The following is a 22,499-nucleotide window of genomic DNA, read 5'->3' as shown; positions in this document are numbered from 1 at the left end:
CACCGGCCGCCTCGTGCGGCCGGAAGTCCTTTCAAAGAGTCCTGAAGAATGGCGATCACGCTCTCTGGCGATCAGTCGATCCCCGCCCCACCCCTGTCGCAGCGGCTGACCCCGGCGCAGGTCTGGGGCATCGTGCTGCTCGCGCCCTATCTGCTCGTTTTCCTCGCCTTCGTCGTCTATCCCGTCTGCTACGGGCTGTGGCTGGCGCGGGCCCCGTCGAATTATGTCGCGCTCTATAACGACCCGATCTTCGCGCGCGCTGCGGTCAACACGCTGATCTTCCTGGTCATCGGCATCAACATCAAGATGCTGATCGCGCTGTTCCTGTCCGGCTTCTTTGCCATGCAGCGCACCTGGATCAAATGGCTCTCGGTGATCTTCATCCTGCCCTGGGCGGTGCCGTCGATCCCGACCATCCTGTCGGTGCGCTTCATGCTCAACCCCGAATGGGGCGTGATCAACCACCTCATCTTCTCCTTCACCGGCGATGACGGCCCGAACTGGCTGAACGACCCGACCGTGGCGCTGAGCATGGCGATCGGCGTCCACATCTGGAAGTCGCTGCCGTTCTGGACGCTGATCCTGATCACCGGGCGCCTCGCGATCTCGCACGATCTGTTCGAGGCCGCCGAAGTCGACGGCGCCAGTTGGTGGCAGAAATTCCGCTTCATCACCTGGCCGTCGATGCAGACGCTCTATGTCACCTGCACGCTGCTCTCGATGATCTGGACGCTCGGTGACTTCAACAGCGTCTATCTGCTCACCGGCGGCGGCCCGGCCGACCTCACGCACGTGCTGTCGACGCTCGGTATCCGCTATCTCCGGCTCGACCAGCTCTCACTCGCGATGGCCTCCATCGTCTGCGCGATGCCGTTCGTCCTGCCGCTCGTGTATTTCATGATGAAACGGTTGTCGCGATGAAGCTTCCCTCTCTCCGTGACGTCGCGACGGAAGCGCGGCTGCTGCTGATCGGCATTCCCGTCTTCCTGTGGACGATGATCCCGATCTACCACATGTTCCTGTTCGCGATCTCTCCGAAGGAGGACGCGTTCTCGGGCAAGCTGTGGCCGGACCATCCGACGCTGCACAACTTCGAGATCGTGTTCAAGCAGCAGCACTACTTCCTGCGCGACTTCTACGTCCAGTTCTGGAATTCGACGTTGATCGCAGCTGCGGTCGGCGCGCTGACGCTGTTCATCGCCACGGCCGCAGCGTTCTCGATCTCGCGGCTGAAGGTGCCGGGCGGGCGCATGGTGCTGAACCTCGCGCTGTTCACCTATTTCATCCCTGCGGCGTTCCTCGCGGTGCCGATGTACCGCACCATGGGCAATTACGGCCTGCTCAACAATCACTGGGCGCTGATCCTGGCGATGGTGACGATCGCCAGTCCTTACGCGATCTGGGTGCTCAAGCAGGCCTCCGACAAGCTGCCGGTCGAGCTGGATGAAGCCGCGGTGATGGACGGCGCCACCACGCTGCAGATCTTCCGCCTGGTCTATCTGCCGCTGATGATGCCTTCACTGGTCGCGATCGGCACCTATGCGGTGCTGCTGGCCTGGAACGAATATCTCTACGCGTTCCTGCTGCTCTCGAACGATCGCGAGATCACGCTTCCCGTCGCGCTCGGCAACTTCCTCGCCGCCGACGATTCGCCCTGGGAGCTGCTGATGACCACCGGCTTCATCTACGCGCTGCCGCCGGCCGCGGTCTACTACGCCTTCCGCCGCTACATGGTGGGCGGGCTGACAGCGGGCGCCGTGAAGTCCTGAACTTCGGCTGCGCGCTGCACCCGGGGAGGGATGGCAGCGCGCTAGACGCCCTCAGGCCGCCTTGCGTACGGTCTGCAGAAACTCCGCGACGGCTTTCTTGAGCGCGCGCGCCTGATCCTGCAATGCCGAGGCCGCCGAGAGCGTGGCTTCGGCGCCGGCGTCGGTCTCTCCGGCCACGGTGCGGACCGCGCCGACCTGGTCGGTCACCGCCGCCGTGCCGTTCGCCGCCTGCTCGACATTGCGGGCGATCTCGCTGGTCGCAGCCCCCTGCTCCTCGACCGCCGAGGCGATCGTGGTCGCGATCTCCGTCATCTCGGCGATGGTCTTTCCGATCTGGCCGATCGCGGCGACGGACTGTCCGGTCGAGCCCTGGATCTCGGCGACGAGCCCGGCGATCTCCTCGGTGGCGCGCGCGGTCTGCGTCGCAAGGCTCTTCACCTCGTTTGCGACCACGGCAAAACCCTTGCCGGCATCGCCGGCACGCGCAGACTCGATCGTGGCGTTGAGAGCCAGCAGATTGGTCTGGCTCGCGATCGCCTGGATCAGCTGAACCACTGTGCCGATCCGCTCGGCGGAATCCGACAGCGCGCGCATCAGCGCCTCTGTGCGGGACGCCTCTTCCTTGGCCTGGTCCGACACCGATACGGAGCGGGCGACCTGGCTCGAAATCTCCTTGATCGAGGCCGCGAGTTGATGGGTCGCGGCCGCAACGGTCTGCACATTCGAGGAGGCCTGGGCCGACGTCGAGGCGACCTGCTCGGCGAGCGAGCGGCCGCGCTCGGCGACGCGGGCGAGACTCTGGGCGCTATGCCCCATCTCCTCGGCGCGGCTCGAGACGCCGCCAATGACGCCCTCCATGCCGCTGTCGAAGCGATCGGCAAGCTGAGCCATCATCGATGCACGTTCCGTCTCGGCTGCGGCGCGCTGCGCGGCAGCGCCCTGCTCCATGCGCCGGACGGTCTGAGCGTTCTGGCGGAACACTTCGACGGCTTCGGCCATATGGCCGATTTCGTCGCCGCGCTCGCCACCCGGGATCGCCTCATCGAGCTCGCCCTTCGCGAGGCTCTGCATGCGCAGGGTCATCTGGCCGATCGGCCGCGACACGCTGCGCCCGATCAGCCAGGCCAACAGTGCCCCCAAAGCGAGTGCAGATGCCGCGACGGTGAACACGAGATTGCGCGTATGCTCGACCGATTCCGCCGTTAGCCGGCTCTGCTCGGTGCGCACCGCACCGAGAGCCTTGCTGATCTCGGCGGCCTTGGCGTCGATTGCACCGCTGGATTTGACGAGGTCGGCTTGCGCCTTGCGCAGTTCGCCCATCGCCGCAGAAAGCTCCGTCAGCGTCGCCGATTGGTCGGCCAGCACCTTCTTCAAGGCCGTAATCAGACTCTTCAATCGCGGCGCCTCGACAGCGGCGATCTCCGCCTCACTGTCGGCAATCGCGGCCTGCGCGTAGCCGATCGTCAGCGAGACGTCGTCGGCATCGACCTGGGCCTGGGTGATGGTGAAGCGCAGCATCGCGACGCGCATCGCATCCACGGTGCCGGCAAGACGCAGCGGCTGGAGCAGGCGCTCGGGCTGGTTGGCGAGCGTCACATTGATCGCACCGACATCGAGGCCCGCCGAGGCACCGAGCGATTCGCCCTTGGTGCTGGCAATGCGCAGACGGTCGACGGCACCGGCGACCGCCGTGAAGGATTTCCGATAGGTCCCAAGCGCATCCACCAGCGCGCTTCGACCAGAGGCGATCGCCGGCAGACGCGCAAATTGCTGATCGACCTGATCAAACGTCGCGCCGAAATTGTCGATCGCCTTCATGGCGCTGTCGCGGTCGCCGAGATTGCGCGTGCGGATGAATTTCTCGACGGTGACGTTGGCCGAGAGCAGCGCGGCATGCACCCTCGCCATGCCGGCATCGCCATCGGCGCTGGTGACGAGCTCGCCGACGGTGCCGCCGATCTCAGCCAGCCGCAACACGGCGAGCAGTGCCAATATGCAGAGGAAGCCCAGGACCAGCGCGAAGCCGCCGAAGATGCGTGGGCGGATGCCGATGCGCGACAGAAGCAATGTCAGGTTCATGATTTTTTCCGGAGAATTACGGCGTAGCCCGGATCCGGGCGAGCAGATCCTTGCCGAAGCGCTTCTCGAATTCGGGCTCCAATGGCTTCACGGCATCGATGAAGGGCTGGCGGTCGACCTTCTCGGTGATCTCCATGCCGCCCTTGCGAAGCTCCTCGATCTTCTTCGCCTCTTCCGCGACGCCACTCTTCCAGGTCGCCTCCGCGCCGGCCTTTGCTGCGGCGATGATGGCGGCCTGGTCCGCGGGCGCGAGGGCCTGGAACACATCGCGATTGGCGACGAAAGCAATGGGGGCGAAGAAATGACCGGTGAGGCTGGCGTATTTCTGCACCTCCTCGAGATGGCTGGCGGCGATCGTCGCGACCGGGTTCTCCTGCCCATCGATGCGTCCGTCCTTCAGCGCGGAATACACCAGTGTGAACTCCATCGGCACGACCTCGGCGCCGAGCGCCTTGAAGGTCATCTGATAGACCTCGTTCGGCAGGACACGGATCTTCAACCCCTGGAGGTCGGCGGGCGAATGAATCGGTCGCTTCGAATTGGTGACATTGCGAAAGCCCTGCTTGCCGATCGCGAGCAGCACCAACCCCTTGTCAGCGAAATGCTTGGCGAACAGGGCGCCAACCGGCCCATCCGCAACCGCCTTGGCTTGCGCGGCATCGCGGAAGAGAAAGGGAACGTCGAAGACGCCGAATTCAGGAACGGCGGAGCTGACCACCGAGCCCGACAGCGTCGCCATGTCGACCACGCCGCTGCGCATTGCGGCCAGGATCGCCGTCTCGCTGCCCAAGGCGTTGCCGGCCCGCGCATCGAGGATGATTCGGCCCTGCGCGACCTCGGCAAGCTTGCGGCGAAATTCGTCCGAGCCGATCTGTTGCGGCGACTGCGGCGAGCCGTTGTATACGAGCGATACCATCTGCGTCGCGGCAGCCGACGGCCGAACGGCAAGACAAAACAATGCCAGCGCCGTGCTGGCCACACCAATATAGAATCGCTTCATCGCCCTCTTCCCCAAGCGAGGCGACGATAGCCAGATAAGCTATATGAACTGTTAACCTAGATTCCAGGCGGTGCCCGAGCGCCGCAAGTCAGCTCCCGGAACGGCTCTCCGCGCTCTTGTGCCGATACGCGAGCAGCAGCGCGATCATCGAGCCGAAGAAATAGCCGGCGGTTGCGCCCGAGATGGCGCGGCCGACGATGATGGCCACCGCGCGGTCGCCCGCGTCGACCGCAGAGATCACGCTCACCGCGTACTGCAGAGTGAAAACGACGAGATTGCGGATCAGTGCGAACGCGCTGCCCGGACGGATGATTTCTCCGGTCTTGTGATCCACGTCGAACGGACGCGGCGTCAGCACGCCGAGAGGCAGAAGCAAGAGGGCCGCCACGATCCACGCGACGATCGGCCATTGGGTATCCTGCTGCCCAAAGCCGGCCCGCGAGACGCCCCAGACGATGAACACGATGGGGACGATCAGCGCGCGCCAGATCGCGACCTTGCGCGGCTGCATCGCCTTGATGCCCTGCCAGACCAGGTAAGCGAGCAGGATCCAGACCCAGGGCGGCGTATGGATCACGATCTGATAGGCGAACATCATGACGACCTCCGGATCACAGCGGTGCTGCGCTCTCGCCCTGCGAGTTCGACAGCTTTGAGGCAAGCGAGGCGATGACGATGACGACCGCGATCAGGGCGATCACGAGCGTGCAGATCGCATTGATCTCGGGCTTCACGCCCAGCCGCACCTCGGAATAGATCCGGATCGGCAGCGTCGCCGAGCCGGGCCCCGTGGTGAAGCTCGCGATCACGAGATCGTCGAGCGAGAGGGTGAAGGCGAGCATCCATCCGGCGACGATCGCGGGCGCGATCAGCGGCAGCGTCACCGACAGAAAGGCCCGAACGGGCGCGCAGCCGAGGTCCATCGCCGCCTCCTCCAGCGAGCGGTCGAGCGAACCGAGGCGCGACTGAACCACGACGGCGACGAAGCACATCGTCAGCGTGGTGTGGGCGATCGTCACCGTCCAGAAGCCGCGCTCGGCGTTCAGCGCCACGAACAGCAGCAACAGCGACAAACCCGTGATCACCTCCGGCATCACCAGCGGCGCATAGAGCATGCCGGAGAACAGCGTACGGCCACGAAAGCGTTCGCCACGCGACAGCGCCACCGCGGCCAGCGTACCGATCAGCGTGGCGATGGTCGCGGACGCAACCGCGACCCGCAGGCTCATCCAGGACGCCTCGATCATGGCCCGGTCGGCAAAGATCTCGCGGTACCAGCGCAGCGACCAGCCGCCCCACACCGTCACCAATCGCGAGGCATTGAAGGAATAGATGACGAGAATGAGGATCGGCAGATAAAGGAAGGCGAGGCCGAGCACGAGCGAAGCGATGTTGAAGCGGGACAGGCGGGAGAATTTGCGCATCTCACCGCTCCTCCAATTGCCGCCGCTGCAGCCGCTCGTAGAGCAGCAGCGGCAGCAGCAGCACCACCAGCAGCACGATCGCCGCGCTCGAGGCGACCGGCCAATCCTTGTTGGTGAAGAATTCCAGCCACAGGGTCTGGCCGATCATCAGCGAATTGGAGCCGGCGAGAAGATCCGGGATCACGAACTCGCCGACAACAGGGATGAAGCACAACAGCACGCCGGCACCGACGCCCGGCAGTGACAGCGGGAAGGTCACCAGCCAGAACACCTGCCACGGCGGCGCGCCGAGGTCGCTTGCGGCTTCCTCCAGCGCCGGCTCCATCTTGGCGAGCGTGGCGTAGAGCGGCAGGATCATGAACGGCAGATAGGAATAGACGATGCCGATATACATCGCGGTATCGGTGGACAGCCACACCACCGGCTCGCTGACCAGATGCAGCGCCAGCAGGATCTGATTGAGCAGGCCGTCGTGCTGGAGGATGTTGATCCAGGCATAGATGCGGATCAGGAACGAGGTCCAGAACGGCACGATCACCAGCACCATCGCCACGGCCTGCCAACGCTTCGGCAGCCGCGCCATGCCGTAGGCGATGGGATAGCCGATCAGCAGCAGCAACGCGGTCGCCGTCACCGCAACGGTGAGGCTGCGCAGATAGGCGAACACGTAGATGTCGTCGGAGGCGAGCAGCCTGAAATTGTCGATCGAGAGCGCGGCAAAGGCCGCCCGGATCGCCGCCCACCCCGCCGTCAGGTCGAACACCGGCTCGTAAGGCGGCTGCGCGATCGCCGTCTGCGACAGGCTGATCTTCAGCACGAAGCCGAACGGCACCAGGAAGAACAGCACCATCCAGACATAGGGCGCGATCGCGGCAAAGCGCGCCGGTCGCGCGAAAATCCGGCGCGCGCTCATGACGGCAGCACCACGCAATCGTCGGGCGTGAACCAGGCGACGATCTGCTGGTTCAGGCTATGGGCATCGACATCGAGGCGCGCACTGTTGGCGACGGACGCCCGCACCATGCCGCCGGTATCGAGCTTCACCTTGTAGGTGGTGGTGCCGCCGAGATAGCAGATGTCGGCGATCACGCCATCCAGCCGGTTGATCGCGTTTTCATGACCGGCCTCGCTCACGGGACCACGACGCGACAGCTTGACCTTCTCGGGGCGGATCGCGACCGAGAACCTGCTGTCGCCGAGGGGCTGGCGCGGCTCGGCCACCACCAGCGTGCCCGCGTCGCGCGTACCGACGACCAGGCGATGACCGTCGCGCAATTTGGACTCGGCGTCGAACAGATTGATGTCGCCGACGAACTCCGCGATCCAGCGCGAGCGCGGTGCCTCGTAGAGCTCGCGCGGGCCCGCGACCTGGGCGAGCTTGCCGGCGTTCATCACGCCGATTCGATCAGCCATCGTCATCGCCTCCTCCTGGTCGTGGGTGACGATGATGAAGGTCATGCCGAGCCGGCGCTGCAGCTCCATCAGCTCGCCTTGCGTGCTTTCGCGCAATTTCTTGTCGAGGGCTGCGAGCGGCTCGTCGAGCAGCAACAATTGCGGCCGTCGCGCCAGCGCGCGGGCCAGCGCGACGCGCTGGCGCTGGCCACCCGAGAGCTGATCGGGCTTGCGCTTCTCCAGCCCGTCGAGCTTCACCAGCGCAACCATCTCGGCCACGCGCGTCGCGATATCGGCGCGCGCCATGCGTGCGCGCTTGAGGCCAAAGGCGATGTTGTCGCGGACCGAGAGATGCGGAAACAGCGCGTAGTTCTGGAACATCATGTTGATCGGGCGCTCGTGCGGCAAAGCCTGCGCGATGTCCTTGCCGCCGAGCAGGATGCGCCCTTCGTCCGGCGCCTCGAAGCCCGCGAGCATGCGCAGAAGCGTGGTCTTGCCGCAGCCGCTGGGGCCCAGCAGCGCAAAGAACTCACCGGCCTTGATGTCGAGCGACACGCCGTCGACCGCACGGAACGTCCCGAACGTCTTGGCCACACCCTCGATGCGCAGCAACGGCTCACCCGCGGCAGGAATCGCATCTCCAGCCGCCTTGGCCGCGGCGCCCGTTCCAGACAACTCGTCAGTCATGGTCCCTGCCAACCCCAATGCCGCCGCACGCTAGCGGCGGATCGGCCTTTGCTCAACCAGTTCGAGGCGGATCGTTCACACCCGCCATGAACGCGGCCAGCGCGTCACGGTCCGCGGCCGGCATGGTCAGGCCGAGCTTGGAGCGGCGCCACAGAACGTCTTCTGGAAAGCGCGCCCATTCGCGGGCCATGAGATAGCGCACCTCGGCGCCGGTCAGGTCCGCGCCGAAGGCCGGGCCCAGCTCCTCGCGGGTCTTCGCTTCGCCCAGCACGGCCGGTAGTCGCGAGCCGTAGGCCGCGACCAGGCGCCGGGCCTGCGGCTCGGAGAGAAAGCGCCAGCGGTGGCGCGCGAGGTCGACCTCGGTCTCGAAACGATCCCAGGCAAAATCGCCGCCGGGCAGCGCTGCGCCGGCGGTCCAGCGCGGCGACATCGGATAGAACGGCGTCAGGCGCGTCACCGCCCGCTCCGCCCGCAACCGCGAGGTGGTGACGTCGCCGCCGAACATCGTCAGCAGCGGCGCCTTGCGCCGGCGCGCGTGGAACAGCGTCGTGCCGTCGCCGCGCCGTCCGGACACGGGCGTCAGATTGACGCCGGAGACCGTGCGCACCACGTCGGTCGGGACAACACGCTCGCGAAAGTAGCGGCTCGCGGCCTCGCAGAGATAGCTGACATCGGCGCCCGGCATCGCGACGATGGCGGGATCGCCGGTGAAGCCGTGCGTGACCGTGCCGACCAGCGTGAAATCACGCTCGAACGGGCTAGCAAAAATCAGCCGTCCGTCGCTGTTCTGGAACACATAGACATTGTCGGACTCGAACAGCCTTGGCACGACGATCTGGCTCATCTGCATGGCCGCCAGGGCCTGCTGCGGCTGCCGCAGCACGGTCTCTGCGACCATTGCCGTCCAGCCGCCGCTGGCATTGGCCAGCGCGCGTGCCGTGACGACGCGGCGATGGCCGCGGTCGACCAGCGCGAGCCGCCAGGTGTCGGTCCTGTCGGCACGCACGCATCGCGCCCCGGTCAGGATCGCGGCGCCGCGCTCGGCGGCATCCAGCGCCGTGAGCACCACCAGGCGCGAATCGTCGACGACGCAATCGGCATATTCGAACGCGATGCCGAACGGCCGTTTCAGCGCGTTGCCGACCGGATGATGGGTGATGTCGAGGGTGGCCGATCCGGGCAGGCCGCCGCGGTTCGTGAGGGCGTCATAAACGTATAATCCGGCGCGCAACAGCCATGGCGGACGTTCGTCCGAATGGGCGGGGATCACAAAGCTCATCGGCCGCACCAGATGCGGTGCGATCCGAAGCCAGGTCCGGCGCTCGGCCAGCGCCCGGCGCACCCGCCAGAAGCCGCGGCGCTCCAGCACGGATAAATCGCCATGGATCAGCCGCGGTGTCGCCGATGACGCGGCACCGCCGAGATCGCCCTGCTCGATGAGAATGACCCGCAGCCCGCGCCCCGCCGCATCGCGCGCGAGATTGACGCCGTTCAGGCCGCCACCAATGATCGCGAGGTCGTAATCTGCCATGAAGCCGTCGAAGGGAGCGATGCGCCCTTCTCACTAGCCGGTCTTGAGCGCAAGCTCCATGGCCTCGACGCGGCCGACGAGGTCGGCATATTTCCCGATGGGCAGCGGCTTGCCGAGCAAATAGCCCTGCACACCGTCGCAGCCTTCCCTGGCAAGGAAAGCGAGCTGGTCGATGGTCTCGACGCCCTCGGCGATGATCGACATTTCGAGGCCGTGACCGAGGTCGATCACGGCACGGACGATCGCGGCCGATTGCGGATTGCGGCCGAGATTGATGATGAAGGCGCGGTCGATCTTGATCTTGTCGAACGGGAACGCCTGCAGATAGCTCAGCGAGGAATAGCCGCTGCCGAAATCGTCCATCGAGATACGGACGCCCAGCGCCTTCAGGCGGCGCAAGAGCGCCAGGCCGCGGTCGAAGTCCTCGATCAGCACGCCTTCGGTGATTTCGAGCTCGAGCCGGCCGGGGGCAAGCCCGGTCTCGATCAGGATCGCATGGACGAGCCCGACCACGTCGCCGTGCATGAACTGAGCCGGCGACAGATTGACCGCGACCTGCAGCGGCTTCGGCCACGACGCCGCCTCGCGGCAAGCCTCGCGCAGGATCCATTCGCCCATTTCGACGATCAGGCCGCTTTCTTCCGCAATCGGGATGAATTCGGCCGGCGAGACCTGGCCGCGCACCGGATGCTGCCAGCGCGCCAGGGCCTCGAAGCCGATGATCTCGCTCTCGGCGACGCTGTCGCGCGCGATGCCCTGGGGCTGGAACGCCAGAGACAGCTCGCCGTTCTTGATCGCCTTCGACAGATCCTGGTGCAGCACGCGACGGTCGCGGATCTGCTGGTCCATCTCGGGCTGGTAGAGGCTGATGGTGCCGCGCGATTTCTGCTTGGCACGGAACAGCGCCGCGCCGGCGTTGGCGAGCAGCGCCGCACCGTCGGGACCATTGTGCGGGAAGATCGACATGCCGGTGGTGATGCCGGCACGGACGGCGCGGCCATCGATGTGGAATTCGGGCGCGAGCGCGTCGCCGAGCTGCTGCGCCAGCGCAAGACCCGCATCGGGCTGCTTGCCGTCGATGATCAGGCCGAACTCGTCGCCGGAGAGGCGCGCCACCAGGCCGCCACGTGCGGCGTCCTGGAACCGCTGGGCCACCTCGATCAGCAGCTTGTCGCCAAGCGCATGGCCGAACACGTCGTTGACTTCCTTGAGGCCGTCGAGGTCGACGCACAGGACCGCGAATTCCTCGTCGGTGCCCTCGCAGGCCTCGATCATCTGGTTCAACGCCTGGAGGAAGGCAGCGCGGTTCGGCAAATCGGTGAGGCCGTCATGATAGGCCATGTGCGCCATCCGCGACTCGGTCTGCCGGCGGTTGGTCACGTCCTCGTGGGTCTTGATCAGATATTCCGGCTGGCCGGCGTCGTTGAGCACCGTGGCGCGCCGGGTCAGGAACAGGCGCAGGCCGTCCTTGGTGGAGATCGGGTGCTCCTCGGTGATCATCCCGCGCTTCTTGATCGCGGCCTCGTCGCGCGCGATGATCAGCTTGGCTTCCTTGGCATTGAAGATGTCGGAGGCGGTCAGGCCAGTGGCTTCCTCACGCCTGCGGTTGAGGATCGTCTCGGCGCTGCGGTTGGCGAGCAGATAGCGGCCGTCCTTGACCTGCTCCACGATCAGCGCCACCGGAATATTGTCGACCACCAGCTCGAGGAATTTCTTGGTGTTCTCCAGCTCCACCGACAGCGATTGCCGATCGGTGATGTCCTCGAACACCACCAGCAGGAATTCCGGCTTGTTGCTCTCGTTGCGGACCACGATGCGGATCGAGGCCACCATGCGCCGGGCCTGGTCGCGTTCGACCTCAACCTCGAATTCGTTGCGATATTGTCCCTCCGGCGCCAGCAGCGCGGCCCGGTCGGTCGCCTCGATGCTGGCAGCCGATTTCGGGCCGAACAGCTCACGCGCATTCTTGCCGACGACCTCATCGCGCGAAAAGCCCCAGAACCGCTCATAGGCGCTGTTGGCAAAGATGTAGCGGCCGTCCTCGATGTTTTTCGCGGCCACGCAGGCCGGCACGTTGTCCAGCACCGTTTCCAGGAACTGCTTGGTCGAGGCGAGCTGCCGCGACAGCTTGCGCTGCTCGCTGACGTCGAGATGGGTGGCCACGGAGCCGCCGTTCGGCAGCACGAAATACTTGACCAGGATGGCGCGGCCATCAGGCAATTCGCTGATCAGCCCGTTGGAGCTTGCCGCTTTCTCGTAGAAGTCGTCATCGGAGACGGCGAGGACCCCGCGCTGGCGCCGCAACTCGAGGATGTCGTAGCCGGTCATGCCGGTCCACAGGTCCGAGCGCGTCAGGCCGTAGATCTCGATATAGCGGTCGTTGCAGAAGATGATGCGCCGCTGCGCATCCGTCATCACCACGCCCTGGTTGAGATTGTTCATGGCGGAGGAGACGAAGGCGTTGCGTCGCAACTGCGAACGCTTGCTCCGGCGCAGCGCGGAATGGATCCACAATGCGATGGCGGCCAGGAACGCGCAGACGACCACGCCCCCGATCAGGGCTTCCCAGACCAGATTGGGATCGAGATCGCCAAGAAAGCGCGACGGACTGAAGCTGTCGGCATAGGCACGCGAAGGCGCGACCGCGCTGGCCAGGCACACGACGGCCTGCACAGCAATCGGAAGCATGCTGCCTTCCTGCCAGTTCTTCTCAGCCATCAGCCACCCGCGATTTCAACTGCGGATTGTCTGGCTTCACGGGTTTGGATCGGGTAAACGCCTGTACGCCCAACAGAAAAATGTGACGCGAAATACGGCAATTGCCCTGACATGATAAATGCTTCCTTAATGGACGACGGCCGCGCGGCCCGTTTCCCAGGCAAACCGGCCCTCTCGGCAACTTCAACGGGACTTCTGCACAACCATGGATAGGGTCGACTGCGTCGTCATCGGAGCCGGCGTCGTCGGGCTCGCGGTGGCCCGGAAGCTGGCCCAGGCCGGGCGCGAAGTGATCGTGCTCGAAGAGGCCGAGGCCATCGGCACCATCACCTCCTCACGCAACAGCGAGGTGATCCATGCCGGAATCTACTACCGCGCCGGAAGCTGGATGGCGCGCATGTGCGTCAGCGGCAAGCACGCGCTCTACCGTTATTGCGGCGAGCGCGGCATCCCGCACAAGAATTGCGGCAAGCTGATCGTCGCGACCAATGCAAAGGAAACCGAGAAGCTGCAATCGATCAAGGCGCATGCCGAGGCCAACGGCGTGCTCGACATGCAGTTGCTCTCGGGCGAAGCAGCGCGCGCGCTGGAGCCGGCGCTGGCCTGTGACGCCGCGCTGCTCTCGCCGTCGACCGGCATCATCGACAGCCATGCCTACATGCTCTCGCTGCGCGGGGAAGCCGAAGAAGCCGGCGCAGCCTTTGCGTTTCACACGCCGCTGATCCGCGCCAAGGCAGACGCTGGTGTGATCGAGATCGAAGCCGGCGGCGAAGCGCCGATGACGCTGCAATGCGACCTGCTCGTCAACGCCGCCGGGCTTTCGGCGACGACCGTGGCACGCCACATCGACGGCATGCCGATCGACCGGATTCCGCCGGCCTATCTCGCCAAGGGAAACTATTTCAGCTGTAACGCGCGCGCACCGTTCTCGCGCCTGATCTACCCCGTGCCCGAGCCCGGCGGGCTCGGCGTGCATCTCACCCTGGACATGGCAGGACAGGCGCGCTTTGGCCCCGACGTCGAATGGATCGAGACGATCGACTATGAAGTCGATCCGTCGCGTGCCGAGCGCTTCTATCCTGCGATCCGCAAATACTGGCCGACGCTTCCCGACGGCGCGTTGATGCCGAGCTATTCGGGCATCCGCCCGAAGATCGTGCCGCCGGCGGTGGCTACCCAGGATTTCCTGATGCAGGGTCCGCGCGACCATGGTGTCGCGGGTCTGGTCAATCTGTTCGGCATCGAATCGCCGGGACTGACATCGTCGCTCGCGATCGCGGACCACGTCGCAGAGCTCGCAGAAATTTAAGCGGCCGCGCAACGATCATTGCACGGCGCGCACCTAACAGCAGGGACGAGCGCAAACGCTCTAATCCCTGCCTGAAAGGATACGATCAAACTTTACGCTGTTACGGGGGTTACTAGTGAAGCGTGTCGCCGGTTTGCTTCAGACGCTCGATCTGGTCCTTGACCATCAACTTCCGGCGCTTCAACTCAACAATTTGCAGGTCGTCTGTTGAAAGGTGCACGAGAGCTTCGTGCAATTCGTTTTCGAGAACTTTGTGCTTCCGTTCCAATTCAACCAGATGTGCCTGAATTGTCATTCGAAACCTCCTCGGTAGGGGTGACCTTGGATTCGATCCGGACGAAGAAGTGTACACCGTCGATTCGTTCTGTCGATGGATATCCGTCGTCGCAGCGTCATTTTTGAAAATTCATATGTAATGAAGCGTGAGTAAGGAACCACGCGGTGAAAGATCCATGATATCAATGCGCTTGCGCGACACTGCTGCGAATCGTTGAAATATCTTGCGAGAGAGCGGTGCGCGAAGGTCGCAGATCGCTTGCGATCACGCCGCGCAAGGACGATAATTTCCACAGGGCATCCACAGCCTTAATCTCAAGCTAATCGGTTTTCGGCCACCGCAAACATGACCAATGAAGACGAGCGTGAGCTCGAAGCCGAGCTCACCCGGTTGCAGCAGGAACACCGAGATCTCGATGCGGCGATCGATGCACTGCATCAATCGCCCGCCCCCGACCTATTGCGGTTACAGCGGTTGAAGAAACGCAAGCTGTTGTTGCGCGACCGCATCGCCTTCATCGAAGACCAGATAACGCCCGACATCATCGCCTGATCCGCGAGCGGTCGCCGCTTGCGGCCCACATGAATCCGCTTGACTCAAAAAGAACAAAAGAGGAACATAAATCTCGCCGCCGACGCCCCAGGAAACACCCAAGAAATCGCCCAAGAAAAACCTGCACGCACAACCCGCAAGGACACCGCAGATGTCAGTCCCCGCCCTTCTCGACAACAGCTATTACGAGCAAGCCTGCGATCAGGCGATCGCGATGTGTGACGGCAATCTGCGCAGCACCATCAAGGCGCTGATCATGGCCAACGAATATCTGGAAGCTGAACTGGAAGAGCTGCAGGCCGCGATCGCCGCCGGCTGCATTCCCGAGACCTCGCGCAGCTGGACGCGGGGCAAGAGCGGCGCCGCCTAGTTCTGATCACCGGAGCAACGCCATGTCGGATGTGACCTATTACGTTGCAATGCCTTTTCTGATCGATGCCGACGGATCGCCCGTCGCGGGCGCCGCCGAGGAGTGTCAGAGCTCGACGGCCGCGCTGCGACGCGCCGAGGCCCTGTCGCGCGGTGCCGGCCATATCGGCGCGGTCGCGTTCAGCCGCAGCGGCGATCCCATGACCGGCGAATTCGGCGATGCCACGCTGCTGCGCAGATTCGGCAACGTGCCGGAAGATCTGGCCACGCTGTAGGATCAGTTGCTCACGAGCCTGATCCGCGGCTCGTGCCGCCGGCGGGCCTTGCGCACATACATGGCGGCATCGGCCTCCTCCAGCGCGCGGACGGCATCGGACTGGGCACCGAGCAACGCGACGCCGGCGGAAGCGCCCGCCGTCACGTGCTGGCCGCGAAAGACAAAGGACAATTCGTCGATCGCCTGCTCGAAGATCGCGGCCTTCGCCTTGGCATCGGTCTCGCTGAGATTCCACAACAGCAGGGCAAACTCGTCACCGCCGAGACGTCCGACCACGTCGGAGGCGCGGATCTGCCGTGTCAGCGTCGCGGCAATTGCCTTCAGCACCTCGTCGCCGGCGGCATGGCCGAAGGAATCGTTGATCGGCTTCAGCCGGTCGACGTCGAGCACGATCAGTGCGCCGCTGGCGCGGTAGCGCTTCATGTAGGCCACGGCGCGCTGGAGCTCGCGCTCGAAGCCGCGCCGGTTGGGGATGTCCAGCAGGAAATCGGTGTCGGCCGCCGCCTCGAGCTCGACGACGCGCCGCAGCGCCTGCGTGAGCTTGGTCCGCAGGGCGCGGATGGTCGCCTTGCTGGTATCCTCGCTCGGCTCTTTCCTGGTTTCCTTCCTCGTCCCCTTGGCAGCACGGACTGCCTGCGCGCGAGGCGGCGCCACAGCCCGCTTGGGTGCAGTTTTCGTTCGGCTTCCGCTGGTTTTTCGGCCCTTTTTGGCCTTCGCCGCGGTCGCCCTTTTTGGTTTCTTCATGGGCATCCTGCTCAATGAAGGCTTGCGGGGATTCACCAAGACAGGATAGTGCATTCCCTTCTCCTTGCCACCGCCTTGCGAGCCGCCGGCCGGAACCGTTAATCTGGCCTATCCTTCTGTTTTCCGAGCACAATTGACGTCATGACCGCGCCGATCGCCATTATCATGGGAAGCCAGTCGGACTGGGAGACGATGCGGCACGCCGCCGACACGCTCACAGCGCTTGGTATCACCTCCGACGCCCGCATCGTTTCGGCACACCGCACCCCCGACCGGCTCTTTGCCTTCGCCAAGGGCGCCAAGGCGGCCGGTTTCAAGGTCATCATCGCCGGTGCCGGCGGCGCGGCGCATCTGCCCGGCATGGCCGCGGCGCTGACGGAATTGCCGGTGTTCGGCGTGCCCGTCGAGTCCAGGACGCTGAAGGGCATCGATTCGCTGTATTCGATCGTTCAGATGCCGGCCGGCATTCCGGTCGGCACGCTCGCGATCGGCAAGGCCGGCGCGATCAACGCGGCGCTGCTCGCAGCGTCCGTGCTGGCGCTGTCCGATCCGGCCCTCGCCGACCGCCTGGCCGCCTGGCGCAAGGCCCAGACCGAGGCCGTTGCCGAGCGCCCGGAGGACAAGGCGTGACTGACGCAAAGCAGGTGAAGCTGAAGCCCGGCGACACCATCGGAATCCTCGGCGGCGGACAACTCGGACGGATGCTGGCCATGGCCGCCGCACGGCTCGGCCTGCGCTGCCAGGTGTTCTCGCCCGATCCGGATTCGCCGGCCTTCGACGTCGTGCTGAACGCGACCTGCGCCGAATATGCCGACGTCGAGGCACTGGAGATGTTCGCGCACGACGTCGACGTCATCACCTACGAATTCGAGAACGTGCCGGCCGCCGCCGCCATGGTGCTGGATGCACGCCGCCCGGTGCTGCCGAACCGCAAGATCCTCGAGACCACCCAGGACCGGCTCGCCGAAAAGGATTTTGTCACAAGGCTCGGGATTGGCACTGCCGCTTACGCCGACGTCACCTCGGTGGCTTCGTTGCGCGAGGCCATCGTCAAGATCGGGCTTCCCGCCGTGCTGAAGACCCGCCGCTTCGGCTATGACGGCAAGGGCCAGGCCATCATCCGCGAAGGCGACGACATCGCGAAAGTCTGGACCAGCCTCGCCACCAAATCGGCGATCCTGGAAGCCTTCATCCCGTACGAGCGCGAGATCTCCGTGATCGCCGCGCGTTCGGCCTCGGGCCAGGTCGAATGCTTCGACGTCACCGAGAACGAACACCGCGACCACATTCTGAAGATTTCCCGCGCGCCGGCGCCGATCCCGGATTCGCTCGCCGAAGAGGCGCGCAGCATCGCCGGCAAGATCGCGACCGCGCTCGACTATGTCGGCGTGCTGGCGGTGGAGATGTTCGTGCTCGCCAACGGCACCGGGCCGAAGGTGCTGGTCAACGAGATCGCTCCGCGCGTGCACAATTCCGGACACTGGACGCTCGACGGCGCGTCGGTCTCCCAGTTCGAGCAGCATATCCGCGCCATTGCCGGCTGGCCGCTCGGCAAGCCGGTGCGTCACGGTGAGGTCGTCACCATGACCAATCTGATCGGCGACGAGATCAATGATTACGAGTCATGGCTGAGCGTGCCGGGCGCAACCGTTCACATCTACGGCAAGGGCGCGCCGCGCCCCGGCCGCAAGATGGGTCACGTCACAGAAGTCAGGCCTTCAAAAAGCAAGTGAGGGGACCGCAGCAAAAGCTGCGATCCCGTTTTTTGAGTTGTTGTTTTGACGCGTTTTCTCGACGCGAACCGCTATCCACTTCGCTCGAAAACGCTCTAGGCCGTCTTCACGCCTGCGACGACGCCCGAGGGCTCCTCGCTGAGCCAGCGATAGATCACTCCGCCCAGCGCGCCACCGATCAACGGCGCGACCCAGAACAGCCAGAGCTGCGCCAGGGCCCAGCCGCCGACGAACAGCGCAGGCCCCGTGCTGCGCGCCGGGTTCACCGACGTGTTGGTGACGGGGATGCTGACGAGATGGATCATCACCAGCGCAAGTCCGATCGCGAGCGGCGCAAAGCCCGCGGGCGCGCGGCCGTGGGTCGCGCCCATGATGACGAACAGAAACATCATGGTCATCACCACTTCGGTCACGAAGCAGACCACCATGCTGTACTGGCCGGGCGAATGCGCGTCATAGCCGTTGGAGGCGAAGCCCTTGGTGACTTCGAAGCCGGGCGCACCACTGGCGATCACATAGAGCAGCTCGGCGGCGACGATCGCGCCGCAGACCTGCGCAATCACGTAAGGCAGGATCTGGCCTGCCGGAAAGCGTCCACCGGCGGCAAGGCCGACCGTGACGGCCGGGTTGAGATGGCAGCCCGAGATATGGCCGATCGCATAGGCCATGGTGACGACGCTCAAGCCGAAGGCCAGGGACACACCGACCAGGCCGATGCCGACCTGCGGAAAGCCGGCCGCGATGACCGCGCTGCCGCAGCCTGCGAATGTGAGCCAGAATGTGCCGATGGCCTCGGCCGCGTATTTCTTCATATCCATGTGGCGTCTCCCCTGATTTCCAAGATTCCGGAACAATGTCCGCTGCGGCCCCGTTTTGGCGCCGAATCTCCCAAATCGAGGCCGCAAGAGAGCATTTTCGCCGCATTTAATGGCTGAACTTGGCCCGAAACCCCGCTTGGCAGGTGGACATGGCGGGTTTTGTCTGATACATCCGCGCCCTCAAGGTTAAGGGCTTGCGCTTTTTGCCATCCCCTTTGACTTACCAGAATTCAAATCCGATCCACTGAAGAGGATGCCGCGTGCAGGTTCTCGTTCGCGATAACAATGTCGACCAAGCCCTCAAGGCGCTGAAGAAGAAGATGCAGCGCGAGGGTATTTTCCGCGAGATGAAGCTCCGCGGTCACTACGAGAAGCCCTCCGAGAAGAAGGCCCGCGAAAAGGCCGAAGCCGTGCGCCGTGCGCGCAAGCTGGCCCGCAAGAAGCTGCAGCGCGAAGGCCTGCTGCCGATGAAGCCGAAGCCGGTGTTCGGCGCTGGCCCCGGTGGCGAGCGTGGTGGCCGTGGCGGCCCCGGTGCAGGTCCGCGCGGACCGCGCTGATCTTGCCGACGTTGCAGGACTGAGTTTTCAATGACGCGGGCCCCGGGCCCGCGTTATTATTTTGTGAGCAGTGCCTTTCTGGGACGGGGCACTACAGATGCGGCACCAGCGCGAGCGAACCGTAGATGGCCTCCCCTTTCCCCGAGCCCGGCTTGGCGCGGTTGCGCCGGATCTGGCGCCAGCCGCTTGCGCTGACCTTGGTGGGGATCGCACTCTGCGGCTGCTCCTTCGATCTCGGCTCGCTGATGCCGGAGAAAGACAAGCCCCAGGAAGCGCCCAAGGCGGCCGCTGCCCCGGACAGCGCAGTCAGCGCCGGCAACGTCACCGAGGCCCAGGCCCACACCGTAAAAGCCCAGGCCCTGGTGAAGTCCGGCGAGACGCAGGCAGCGCTCGACGAGTTCAATCGCGCCGTCGCGCTCGATCCCTATAACGCGCAGGCGCTCTACGGCCGCGCCCTGCTCTACCAAGGCAATAACGAGCACGACTTCGCGATCGCCGATTTCGGCGCCGCAAGCGGCCTCAATCCCCAGAAGGCCGAACCGCTGCTCGGCCGCGCCGTCAGCTATCTCGCCATCGGCAAGGTCAAGGAGGCGGCGGCCGATCTCGATGAGGCCGCCGAGGCCGATCCGCACAATGCCCAGGTCTGGACGACCCGGGGACAGGCCTATGAGCGGCTGGGCGACAAGGCCAAGGCGGCGGCGTCCTACAACAAGGCCGTCGGCCTGCGCCCACGCGATGACGCCGCCCGCAGCGGCTTGGCCCGCGTCGGCGGCTGACGGTGTCAGGACGGCGCGGACGCCGTCTTAATCGGGGGTGGCGCCCTTCGGCAGAACCGCGTGGAACATCGACTTCATGCCCGACAGCATCTCGTCGGCGACATTGGTCTTGGGCCGCGGCGTGGGGGCGGCTGCCCCGGCATCGGCGCGCAGATCCAGCGGCGGCGCGATCACGGGCACCGGAATGTCGGCCGGCGGCGTCAGCCGATTCGGGTTGTCGTTACCAATCGAGGCCGTGTAGGGCGGATTCGCCTGCGAGGAGCCGCCAGTGCCATAGGCCTCCGACGACGGCGTCGACACATTGATCGGGGGCGGCAGCGGGCTCACCGTCGACGGCACCGCAGTCACCACACGGGGCGGCTCGGGCACGCGAGACGCTTCCTGAACCGCAGGCTCGGACTTCCGCTCGACCGCCTTGGCGTCGGGGAGCTTGATGTCGGTCGACTTGGTCTCAGTGGATTTGGTCTCGGTGGCTTTGGCTTCGGCGGCCTTCTCAGCGGCCTTGCCCTCGGGCGACTTGCGCAGGCGCTCGATGGCGGCCCGGGCCAGATCGTTGGCGTCGGGGGTCACGGCCGGAGCAGCCGGCGACGAATTGGCCTCAACCACCGGGGCCGCGGGGGCTGCCGGGGTAGACGTGGCCGGTGAGGACTTGGCGACCGCCTTCTCATGCGCCGGGGTGCGGCCCACGTCCGCAGCCTTGTCCGCAGCCTTGGCCTCGGCAGGCTTCTCGCCCGCGGGCTTGTCCGTCGCGCTCTTGTCGGAAATGCTCTTCTCGGAGACGCCCTTGGCCTTCACGCCGGGGGCCGGGAGATTGGCCACATCGGCGGGTTTGCCGTTCTTGCCGGCATCGGCAGGCGCCACCACCGCGGCTGGGGTATCCGCCGCCGGCCTGGCGTTGATGTAGTGATTGACGATGTAGGCCCCGATGATCGTCGCGAGCACCGAGGGGAAAATATCCATCGAAATTTTAGCGAGGTATTTCAGCATTTCTCGGCCACTCCCCGCGCGATCTGATGCGGGAACTTTGGGGCATTGTAAGGGATCAACTGCGACGGATCGATGGCAAAGGTTACGCGTGCCTTACGGCTTCAGCTCAATCTCAAGGAACACGATCTCGGTTGAGGTTTCGTTAAGTACGTCGTGTTGGACGCCGGCTTTGCGGAAGTAGGATTTCCCGGCCGCAAGCTGCGCCTTGGAACGCTCTCCACCGGGTGCCACGATGGTCATTTCGCCGGCCACGACGGGAACGATCACATAGTCCATTCCGTGGGTGTGATGCCCGGTCGCGCTGCCCGGGGCAAGCCGCCACTCGGTCACCCGGACCTCGTCATTGTCGACCTGAACCTCGGACTTGGCGGCAAGCATCGGAACTCTCCTCGGGGAATCGGTTCAGGGGACGAAGACCATGAACACGTAGACGGCAAATACCACCATATGGACCAGCCCGAACAGGACATTGGTCCTGCCGGTGCCGAAGGTCAGCATGCTCAACAAGAATGTCAGGAACAGCAGCGCCGTGTTCTGGGGATTGAGGCCCAGCACCAAGGGCTGGTCGAGCGCATAGGTGGCGATCCCGACCGCCGGGATGGTCAGGCCGATGGTGGCCAGCGAGGACCCGAGCGCCAGGTTAATGCTCTTCTGGAGGTCATTCCGGCGGGCGGCCGTGATCGCTGAGACGCCCTCCGGCATCAGGATCAGGAGCGCGACCAGCAGGCCCGCAAACGCCGGCGGAGCGCCGATCCTGTCGGCAACGGCGTCCACCACCAGCGAGAACTTCTTGGCGAGGAGAACGACGGCCAGCAGCGAGATCAGGAGCAGCGCGATGCTGAGCACCAGCATCTTGCCCGGCAGATGGGCCGCCCCGCCCTCGCCGTCCGCCCGCTCGTGAACGAAGTAATCCTTGTGCAGGACCATCTGGGTGTAGAGGAACACGCCATAGAGCACGATGGTCACGAGGTCGACGAAGCCGAGCTGAAGCGTCGAATAGATCGGCCCCGGCGTCGTCAGCGTGTAGTTGGGCATGATCAGCGTCAGCGTCGCGAGCGCAATCAGCACGCTGAGATAGACGTTGGCGCCGGAGAGCTGAAAGCCCTGCTCGCGGTAGCGAAGCCCGCCGATGAACACGCAGAGGCCGACCAGGCCGTTGCAGACGATCATGACCACCGCAAAGACGGTGTCGCGCGCGAGCTCCGGCGCGGGCTTGTCGCCGAGCATGATCGTGGTGATCAGCGCGACCTCGATGATGGTCACCGCGAGCGTGAGCAGCAGCGTGCCGTAGGGCTCGCCGATCCGCTCCGCGATCACCTCGGAATGATGCACGGCCGCGAACACGGTGCCGAACAGGATCACCAGCAGGACGACCGCGAACAGGCCGCCGCCGGCCGACAGGGTGAAGCCGTAGCCGGTCACGGTGACGATCAGGAACAGCAGCACCGCCAGAGCGGGGAAAATCCAGGACGACCGCGGCATCGGTCCGTGTGCACTCAT

24 protein-coding genes are annotated in these 22,499 nt (G+C 64.9%); 10 read left to right on the top strand and 14 right to left on the bottom strand.

Going from position 1 to position 22,499, the window contains the following annotated elements:
• The first annotated feature begins 48 nt into the window (after positions 1–48).
• Together QA645_RS09195 and QA645_RS09190 are read left to right on the top strand one after the other, a co-directional pair.
• Positions 49–921 carry a sugar ABC transporter permease gene (locus QA645_RS09195; RefSeq protein ID WP_283049728.1) on the top strand — a complete coding sequence of 291 codons (873 nt, stop codon included), beginning with the start codon at positions 49–51 and terminating at the stop codon, positions 919–921.
• Positions 918–1,769 carry a carbohydrate ABC transporter permease gene (locus QA645_RS09190; RefSeq protein WP_254133844.1) on the top strand — a complete coding sequence of 284 codons (852 nt, stop codon included), beginning with the start codon at positions 918–920 and terminating at the stop codon, positions 1,767–1,769. The genes QA645_RS09195 and QA645_RS09190 overlap by 4 nt, the downstream gene beginning before the upstream one ends.
• 51 nt (positions 1,770–1,820) lie before the next feature.
• Here QA645_RS09190 and QA645_RS09185 read toward each other — a convergent pair whose 3' ends face one another.
• From QA645_RS09185 to QA645_RS09150, 8 genes are all read right to left on the bottom strand, one after another.
• Complete coding sequence (locus QA645_RS09185) at positions 1,821–3,848, bottom strand: HAMP domain-containing methyl-accepting chemotaxis protein (protein WP_283049727.1); 2,028 nt, start codon at positions 3,846–3,848, stop codon at positions 1,821–1,823.
• A 16-nt stretch (positions 3,849–3,864) separates the two neighbouring features.
• Positions 3,865–4,764 carry a TRAP transporter substrate-binding protein gene (locus tag QA645_RS09180; protein ID WP_283053143.1) on the bottom strand — a complete coding sequence of 300 codons (900 nt, stop codon included), beginning with the start codon at positions 4,762–4,764 and terminating at the stop codon, positions 3,865–3,867.
• A 172-nt stretch (positions 4,765–4,936) separates the two neighbouring features.
• Positions 4,937–5,446, bottom strand: coding sequence for a DUF6622 family protein (locus QA645_RS09175; RefSeq protein WP_283049725.1), 510 nt, complete (start codon positions 5,444–5,446; stop codon positions 4,937–4,939).
• A 13-nt stretch (positions 5,447–5,459) separates the two neighbouring features.
• Positions 5,460–6,272: an ABC transporter permease subunit gene (locus QA645_RS09170; protein ID WP_283049724.1), complete on the bottom strand. Its 813-nt coding sequence runs from the start codon at positions 6,270–6,272 to the stop codon at positions 5,460–5,462.
• Between the two features lies 1 nt (position 6,273).
• Positions 6,274–7,185 (bottom strand): ABC transporter permease, encoded by a 912-nt coding sequence (locus QA645_RS09165; protein WP_283049722.1) that lies wholly within the window; start codon positions 7,183–7,185, stop codon positions 6,274–6,276.
• Positions 7,182–8,351: an ABC transporter ATP-binding protein gene (locus tag QA645_RS09160; protein WP_283049720.1), complete on the bottom strand. Its 1,170-nt coding sequence runs from the start codon at positions 8,349–8,351 to the stop codon at positions 7,182–7,184. Before QA645_RS09160 ends, QA645_RS09165 begins: the two co-directional genes overlap by 4 nt.
• Before the next feature lie 52 nt (positions 8,352–8,403).
• The gene (locus QA645_RS09155) at positions 8,404–9,882 is read right to left on the bottom strand and encodes a glycerol-3-phosphate dehydrogenase (RefSeq protein WP_283049719.1); all 1,479 of its coding nucleotides are present in this window, start codon (positions 9,880–9,882) and stop codon (positions 8,404–8,406) included.
• A gap of 33 nt (positions 9,883–9,915) precedes the next feature.
• Entirely contained in the window at positions 9,916–12,600 is a 2,685-nt protein-coding gene (locus QA645_RS09150; protein ID WP_254133851.1) for an EAL domain-containing protein, read from the bottom strand.
• Positions 12,601–12,805: 205 nt separating this feature from the next.
• Between QA645_RS09150 and QA645_RS09145 the strand changes: the two genes are divergently transcribed.
• Entirely contained in the window at positions 12,806–13,909 is a 1,104-nt protein-coding gene (locus tag QA645_RS09145) for an NAD(P)/FAD-dependent oxidoreductase (RefSeq protein WP_254133852.1), read from the top strand.
• A 112-nt stretch (positions 13,910–14,021) separates the two neighbouring features.
• Here the strand turns inward: QA645_RS09145 and QA645_RS09140 are convergent, their stop codons facing one another.
• Positions 14,022–14,204, bottom strand: a complete 183-nt coding sequence (locus QA645_RS09140) for a DUF465 domain-containing protein (protein WP_254133853.1) — start codon at positions 14,202–14,204, stop codon at positions 14,022–14,024.
• Between the two features lie 327 nt (positions 14,205–14,531).
• On the opposite strand from QA645_RS09140, the gene QA645_RS09135 reads away from it, so the two are divergent.
• The 3 genes from QA645_RS09135 to QA645_RS09125 all read left to right on the top strand — a co-directional run bounded on the left by QA645_RS09135 (position 14,532) and on the right by QA645_RS09125 (position 15,382).
• Positions 14,532–14,738 carry a DUF465 domain-containing protein gene (locus QA645_RS09135; RefSeq protein ID WP_008546179.1) on the top strand — a complete coding sequence of 69 codons (207 nt, stop codon included), beginning with the start codon at positions 14,532–14,534 and terminating at the stop codon, positions 14,736–14,738.
• A gap of 151 nt (positions 14,739–14,889) precedes the next feature.
• A complete protein-coding gene (locus tag QA645_RS09130) occupies positions 14,890–15,108 on the top strand; it encodes a hypothetical protein (protein ID WP_283049717.1) in 219 nt (72 codons plus the stop codon).
• Positions 15,109–15,130: 22 nt separating this feature from the next.
• The gene (locus tag QA645_RS09125) at positions 15,131–15,382 is read left to right on the top strand and encodes a hypothetical protein (protein WP_028138362.1); all 252 of its coding nucleotides are present in this window, start codon (positions 15,131–15,133) and stop codon (positions 15,380–15,382) included.
• Positions 15,383–15,384: 2 nt separating this feature from the next.
• Here QA645_RS09125 and QA645_RS09120 read toward each other — a convergent pair whose 3' ends face one another.
• On the bottom strand, positions 15,385–16,128 hold the full coding sequence (locus QA645_RS09120) for a GGDEF domain-containing protein (RefSeq protein WP_283049714.1): 744 nt from the start codon (positions 16,126–16,128) through the stop codon (positions 15,385–15,387).
• Between the two features lie 141 nt (positions 16,129–16,269).
• Between QA645_RS09120 and purE the strand changes: the two genes are divergently transcribed.
• Complete coding sequence (gene purE / locus QA645_RS09115) at positions 16,270–16,758, top strand: 5-(carboxyamino)imidazole ribonucleotide mutase (protein WP_254133856.1); 489 nt, start codon at positions 16,270–16,272, stop codon at positions 16,756–16,758.
• Positions 16,755–17,861 (top strand): 5-(carboxyamino)imidazole ribonucleotide synthase, encoded by a 1,107-nt coding sequence (locus QA645_RS09110; protein WP_254133857.1) that lies wholly within the window; start codon positions 16,755–16,757, stop codon positions 17,859–17,861. Before purE ends, QA645_RS09110 begins: the two co-directional genes overlap by 4 nt.
• Before the next feature lie 95 nt (positions 17,862–17,956).
• On the opposite strand, the gene aqpZ is transcribed toward QA645_RS09110, so the two are convergent.
• Entirely contained in the window at positions 17,957–18,679 is a 723-nt protein-coding gene (gene aqpZ / locus QA645_RS09105) for an aquaporin Z (RefSeq protein ID WP_283049711.1), read from the bottom strand.
• 260 nt (positions 18,680–18,939) lie between these two features.
• Between aqpZ and rpsU the strand changes: the two genes are divergently transcribed.
• A complete protein-coding gene (rpsU, locus tag QA645_RS09100; RefSeq protein WP_027545547.1) occupies positions 18,940–19,236 on the top strand; it encodes a 30S ribosomal protein S21 in 297 nt (98 codons plus the stop codon).
• A gap of 125 nt (positions 19,237–19,361) precedes the next feature.
• Complete coding sequence (locus tag QA645_RS09095; RefSeq protein ID WP_283049709.1) at positions 19,362–20,012, top strand: tetratricopeptide repeat protein; 651 nt, start codon at positions 19,362–19,364, stop codon at positions 20,010–20,012.
• Between the two features lie 27 nt (positions 20,013–20,039).
• On the opposite strand, the gene QA645_RS09090 is transcribed toward QA645_RS09095, so the two are convergent.
• The 3 genes from QA645_RS09090 to QA645_RS09080 form a co-directional block, all read right to left on the bottom strand.
• Positions 20,040–20,999, bottom strand: a complete 960-nt coding sequence (locus tag QA645_RS09090) for a hypothetical protein (protein ID WP_283049706.1) — start codon at positions 20,997–20,999, stop codon at positions 20,040–20,042.
• Between the two features lie 93 nt (positions 21,000–21,092).
• The gene (locus QA645_RS09085; RefSeq protein WP_188105482.1) at positions 21,093–21,377 is read right to left on the bottom strand and encodes a cupin domain-containing protein; all 285 of its coding nucleotides are present in this window, start codon (positions 21,375–21,377) and stop codon (positions 21,093–21,095) included.
• A 24-nt stretch (positions 21,378–21,401) separates the two neighbouring features.
• Positions 21,402–22,499: an ionic transporter y4hA gene (locus QA645_RS09080; RefSeq protein WP_283049703.1), complete on the bottom strand. Its 1,098-nt coding sequence runs from the start codon at positions 22,497–22,499 to the stop codon at positions 21,402–21,404.

The organism is Bradyrhizobium sp. CIAT3101, assembly GCF_029714945.1.
Classification (GTDB): Bacteria; Pseudomonadota; Alphaproteobacteria; order Rhizobiales; family Xanthobacteraceae; genus Bradyrhizobium.
This window is presented reverse-complemented; position numbering and strand designations above follow the sequence as displayed.

Excerpts from the sequence above, each read along its gene's own strand:
- QA645_RS09125 (WP_028138362.1), top strand. The coding sequence starts at position 15,131 with ATGTCGGATGTGACCTATTACGTTGCAATGCCTTTTCTGATCGATGCC.
- QA645_RS09165 (WP_283049722.1), bottom strand. The coding sequence starts at position 7,185 with ATGAGCGCGCGCCGGATTTTCGCGCGACCGGCGCGCTTTGCCGCGATC.
- QA645_RS09180 (WP_283053143.1), bottom strand. The coding sequence starts at position 4,764 with ATGGTATCGCTCGTATACAACGGCTCGCCGCAGTCGCCGCAACAGATC.
- QA645_RS09160 (WP_283049720.1), bottom strand. The coding sequence starts at position 8,351 with ATGACTGACGAGTTGTCTGGAACGGGCGCCGCGGCCAAGGCGGCTGGA.
- QA645_RS09150 (WP_254133851.1), bottom strand. The coding sequence starts at position 12,600 with ATGGCTGAGAAGAACTGGCAGGAAGGCAGCATGCTTCCGATTGCTGTG.
- QA645_RS09135 (WP_008546179.1), top strand. The coding sequence starts at position 14,532 with ATGACCAATGAAGACGAGCGTGAGCTCGAAGCCGAGCTCACCCGGTTG.
- purE (WP_254133856.1), top strand. The coding sequence starts at position 16,270 with ATGACCGCGCCGATCGCCATTATCATGGGAAGCCAGTCGGACTGGGAG.
- QA645_RS09130 (WP_283049717.1), top strand. The coding sequence starts at position 14,890 with ATGTCAGTCCCCGCCCTTCTCGACAACAGCTATTACGAGCAAGCCTGC.
- QA645_RS09080 (WP_283049703.1), bottom strand. The coding sequence starts at position 22,499 with ATGAGTGCACACGGACCGATGCCGCGGTCGTCCTGGATTTTCCCCGCT.
- QA645_RS09090 (WP_283049706.1), bottom strand. The coding sequence starts at position 20,999 with ATGCTGAAATACCTCGCTAAAATTTCGATGGATATTTTCCCCTCGGTG.
- QA645_RS09145 (WP_254133852.1), top strand. The coding sequence starts at position 12,806 with ATGGATAGGGTCGACTGCGTCGTCATCGGAGCCGGCGTCGTCGGGCTC.
- QA645_RS09120 (WP_283049714.1), bottom strand. The coding sequence starts at position 16,128 with ATGAAGAAACCAAAAAGGGCGACCGCGGCGAAGGCCAAAAAGGGCCGA.
- QA645_RS09140 (WP_254133853.1), bottom strand. The coding sequence starts at position 14,204 with ATGACAATTCAGGCACATCTGGTTGAATTGGAACGGAAGCACAAAGTT.
- QA645_RS09155 (WP_283049719.1), bottom strand. The coding sequence starts at position 9,882 with ATGGCAGATTACGACCTCGCGATCATTGGTGGCGGCCTGAACGGCGTC.
- QA645_RS09190 (WP_254133844.1), top strand. The coding sequence starts at position 918 with ATGAAGCTTCCCTCTCTCCGTGACGTCGCGACGGAAGCGCGGCTGCTG.
- QA645_RS09170 (WP_283049724.1), bottom strand. The coding sequence starts at position 6,272 with ATGCGCAAATTCTCCCGCCTGTCCCGCTTCAACATCGCTTCGCTCGTG.
- QA645_RS09175 (WP_283049725.1), bottom strand. The coding sequence starts at position 5,446 with ATGATGTTCGCCTATCAGATCGTGATCCATACGCCGCCCTGGGTCTGG.
- QA645_RS09195 (WP_283049728.1), top strand. The coding sequence starts at position 49 with ATGGCGATCACGCTCTCTGGCGATCAGTCGATCCCCGCCCCACCCCTG.
- QA645_RS09185 (WP_283049727.1), bottom strand. The coding sequence starts at position 3,848 with ATGAACCTGACATTGCTTCTGTCGCGCATCGGCATCCGCCCACGCATC.
- QA645_RS09095 (WP_283049709.1), top strand. The coding sequence starts at position 19,362 with ATGGCCTCCCCTTTCCCCGAGCCCGGCTTGGCGCGGTTGCGCCGGATC.
- aqpZ (WP_283049711.1), bottom strand. The coding sequence starts at position 18,679 with ATGGATATGAAGAAATACGCGGCCGAGGCCATCGGCACATTCTGGCTC.
- QA645_RS09085 (WP_188105482.1), bottom strand. The coding sequence starts at position 21,377 with ATGCTTGCCGCCAAGTCCGAGGTTCAGGTCGACAATGACGAGGTCCGG.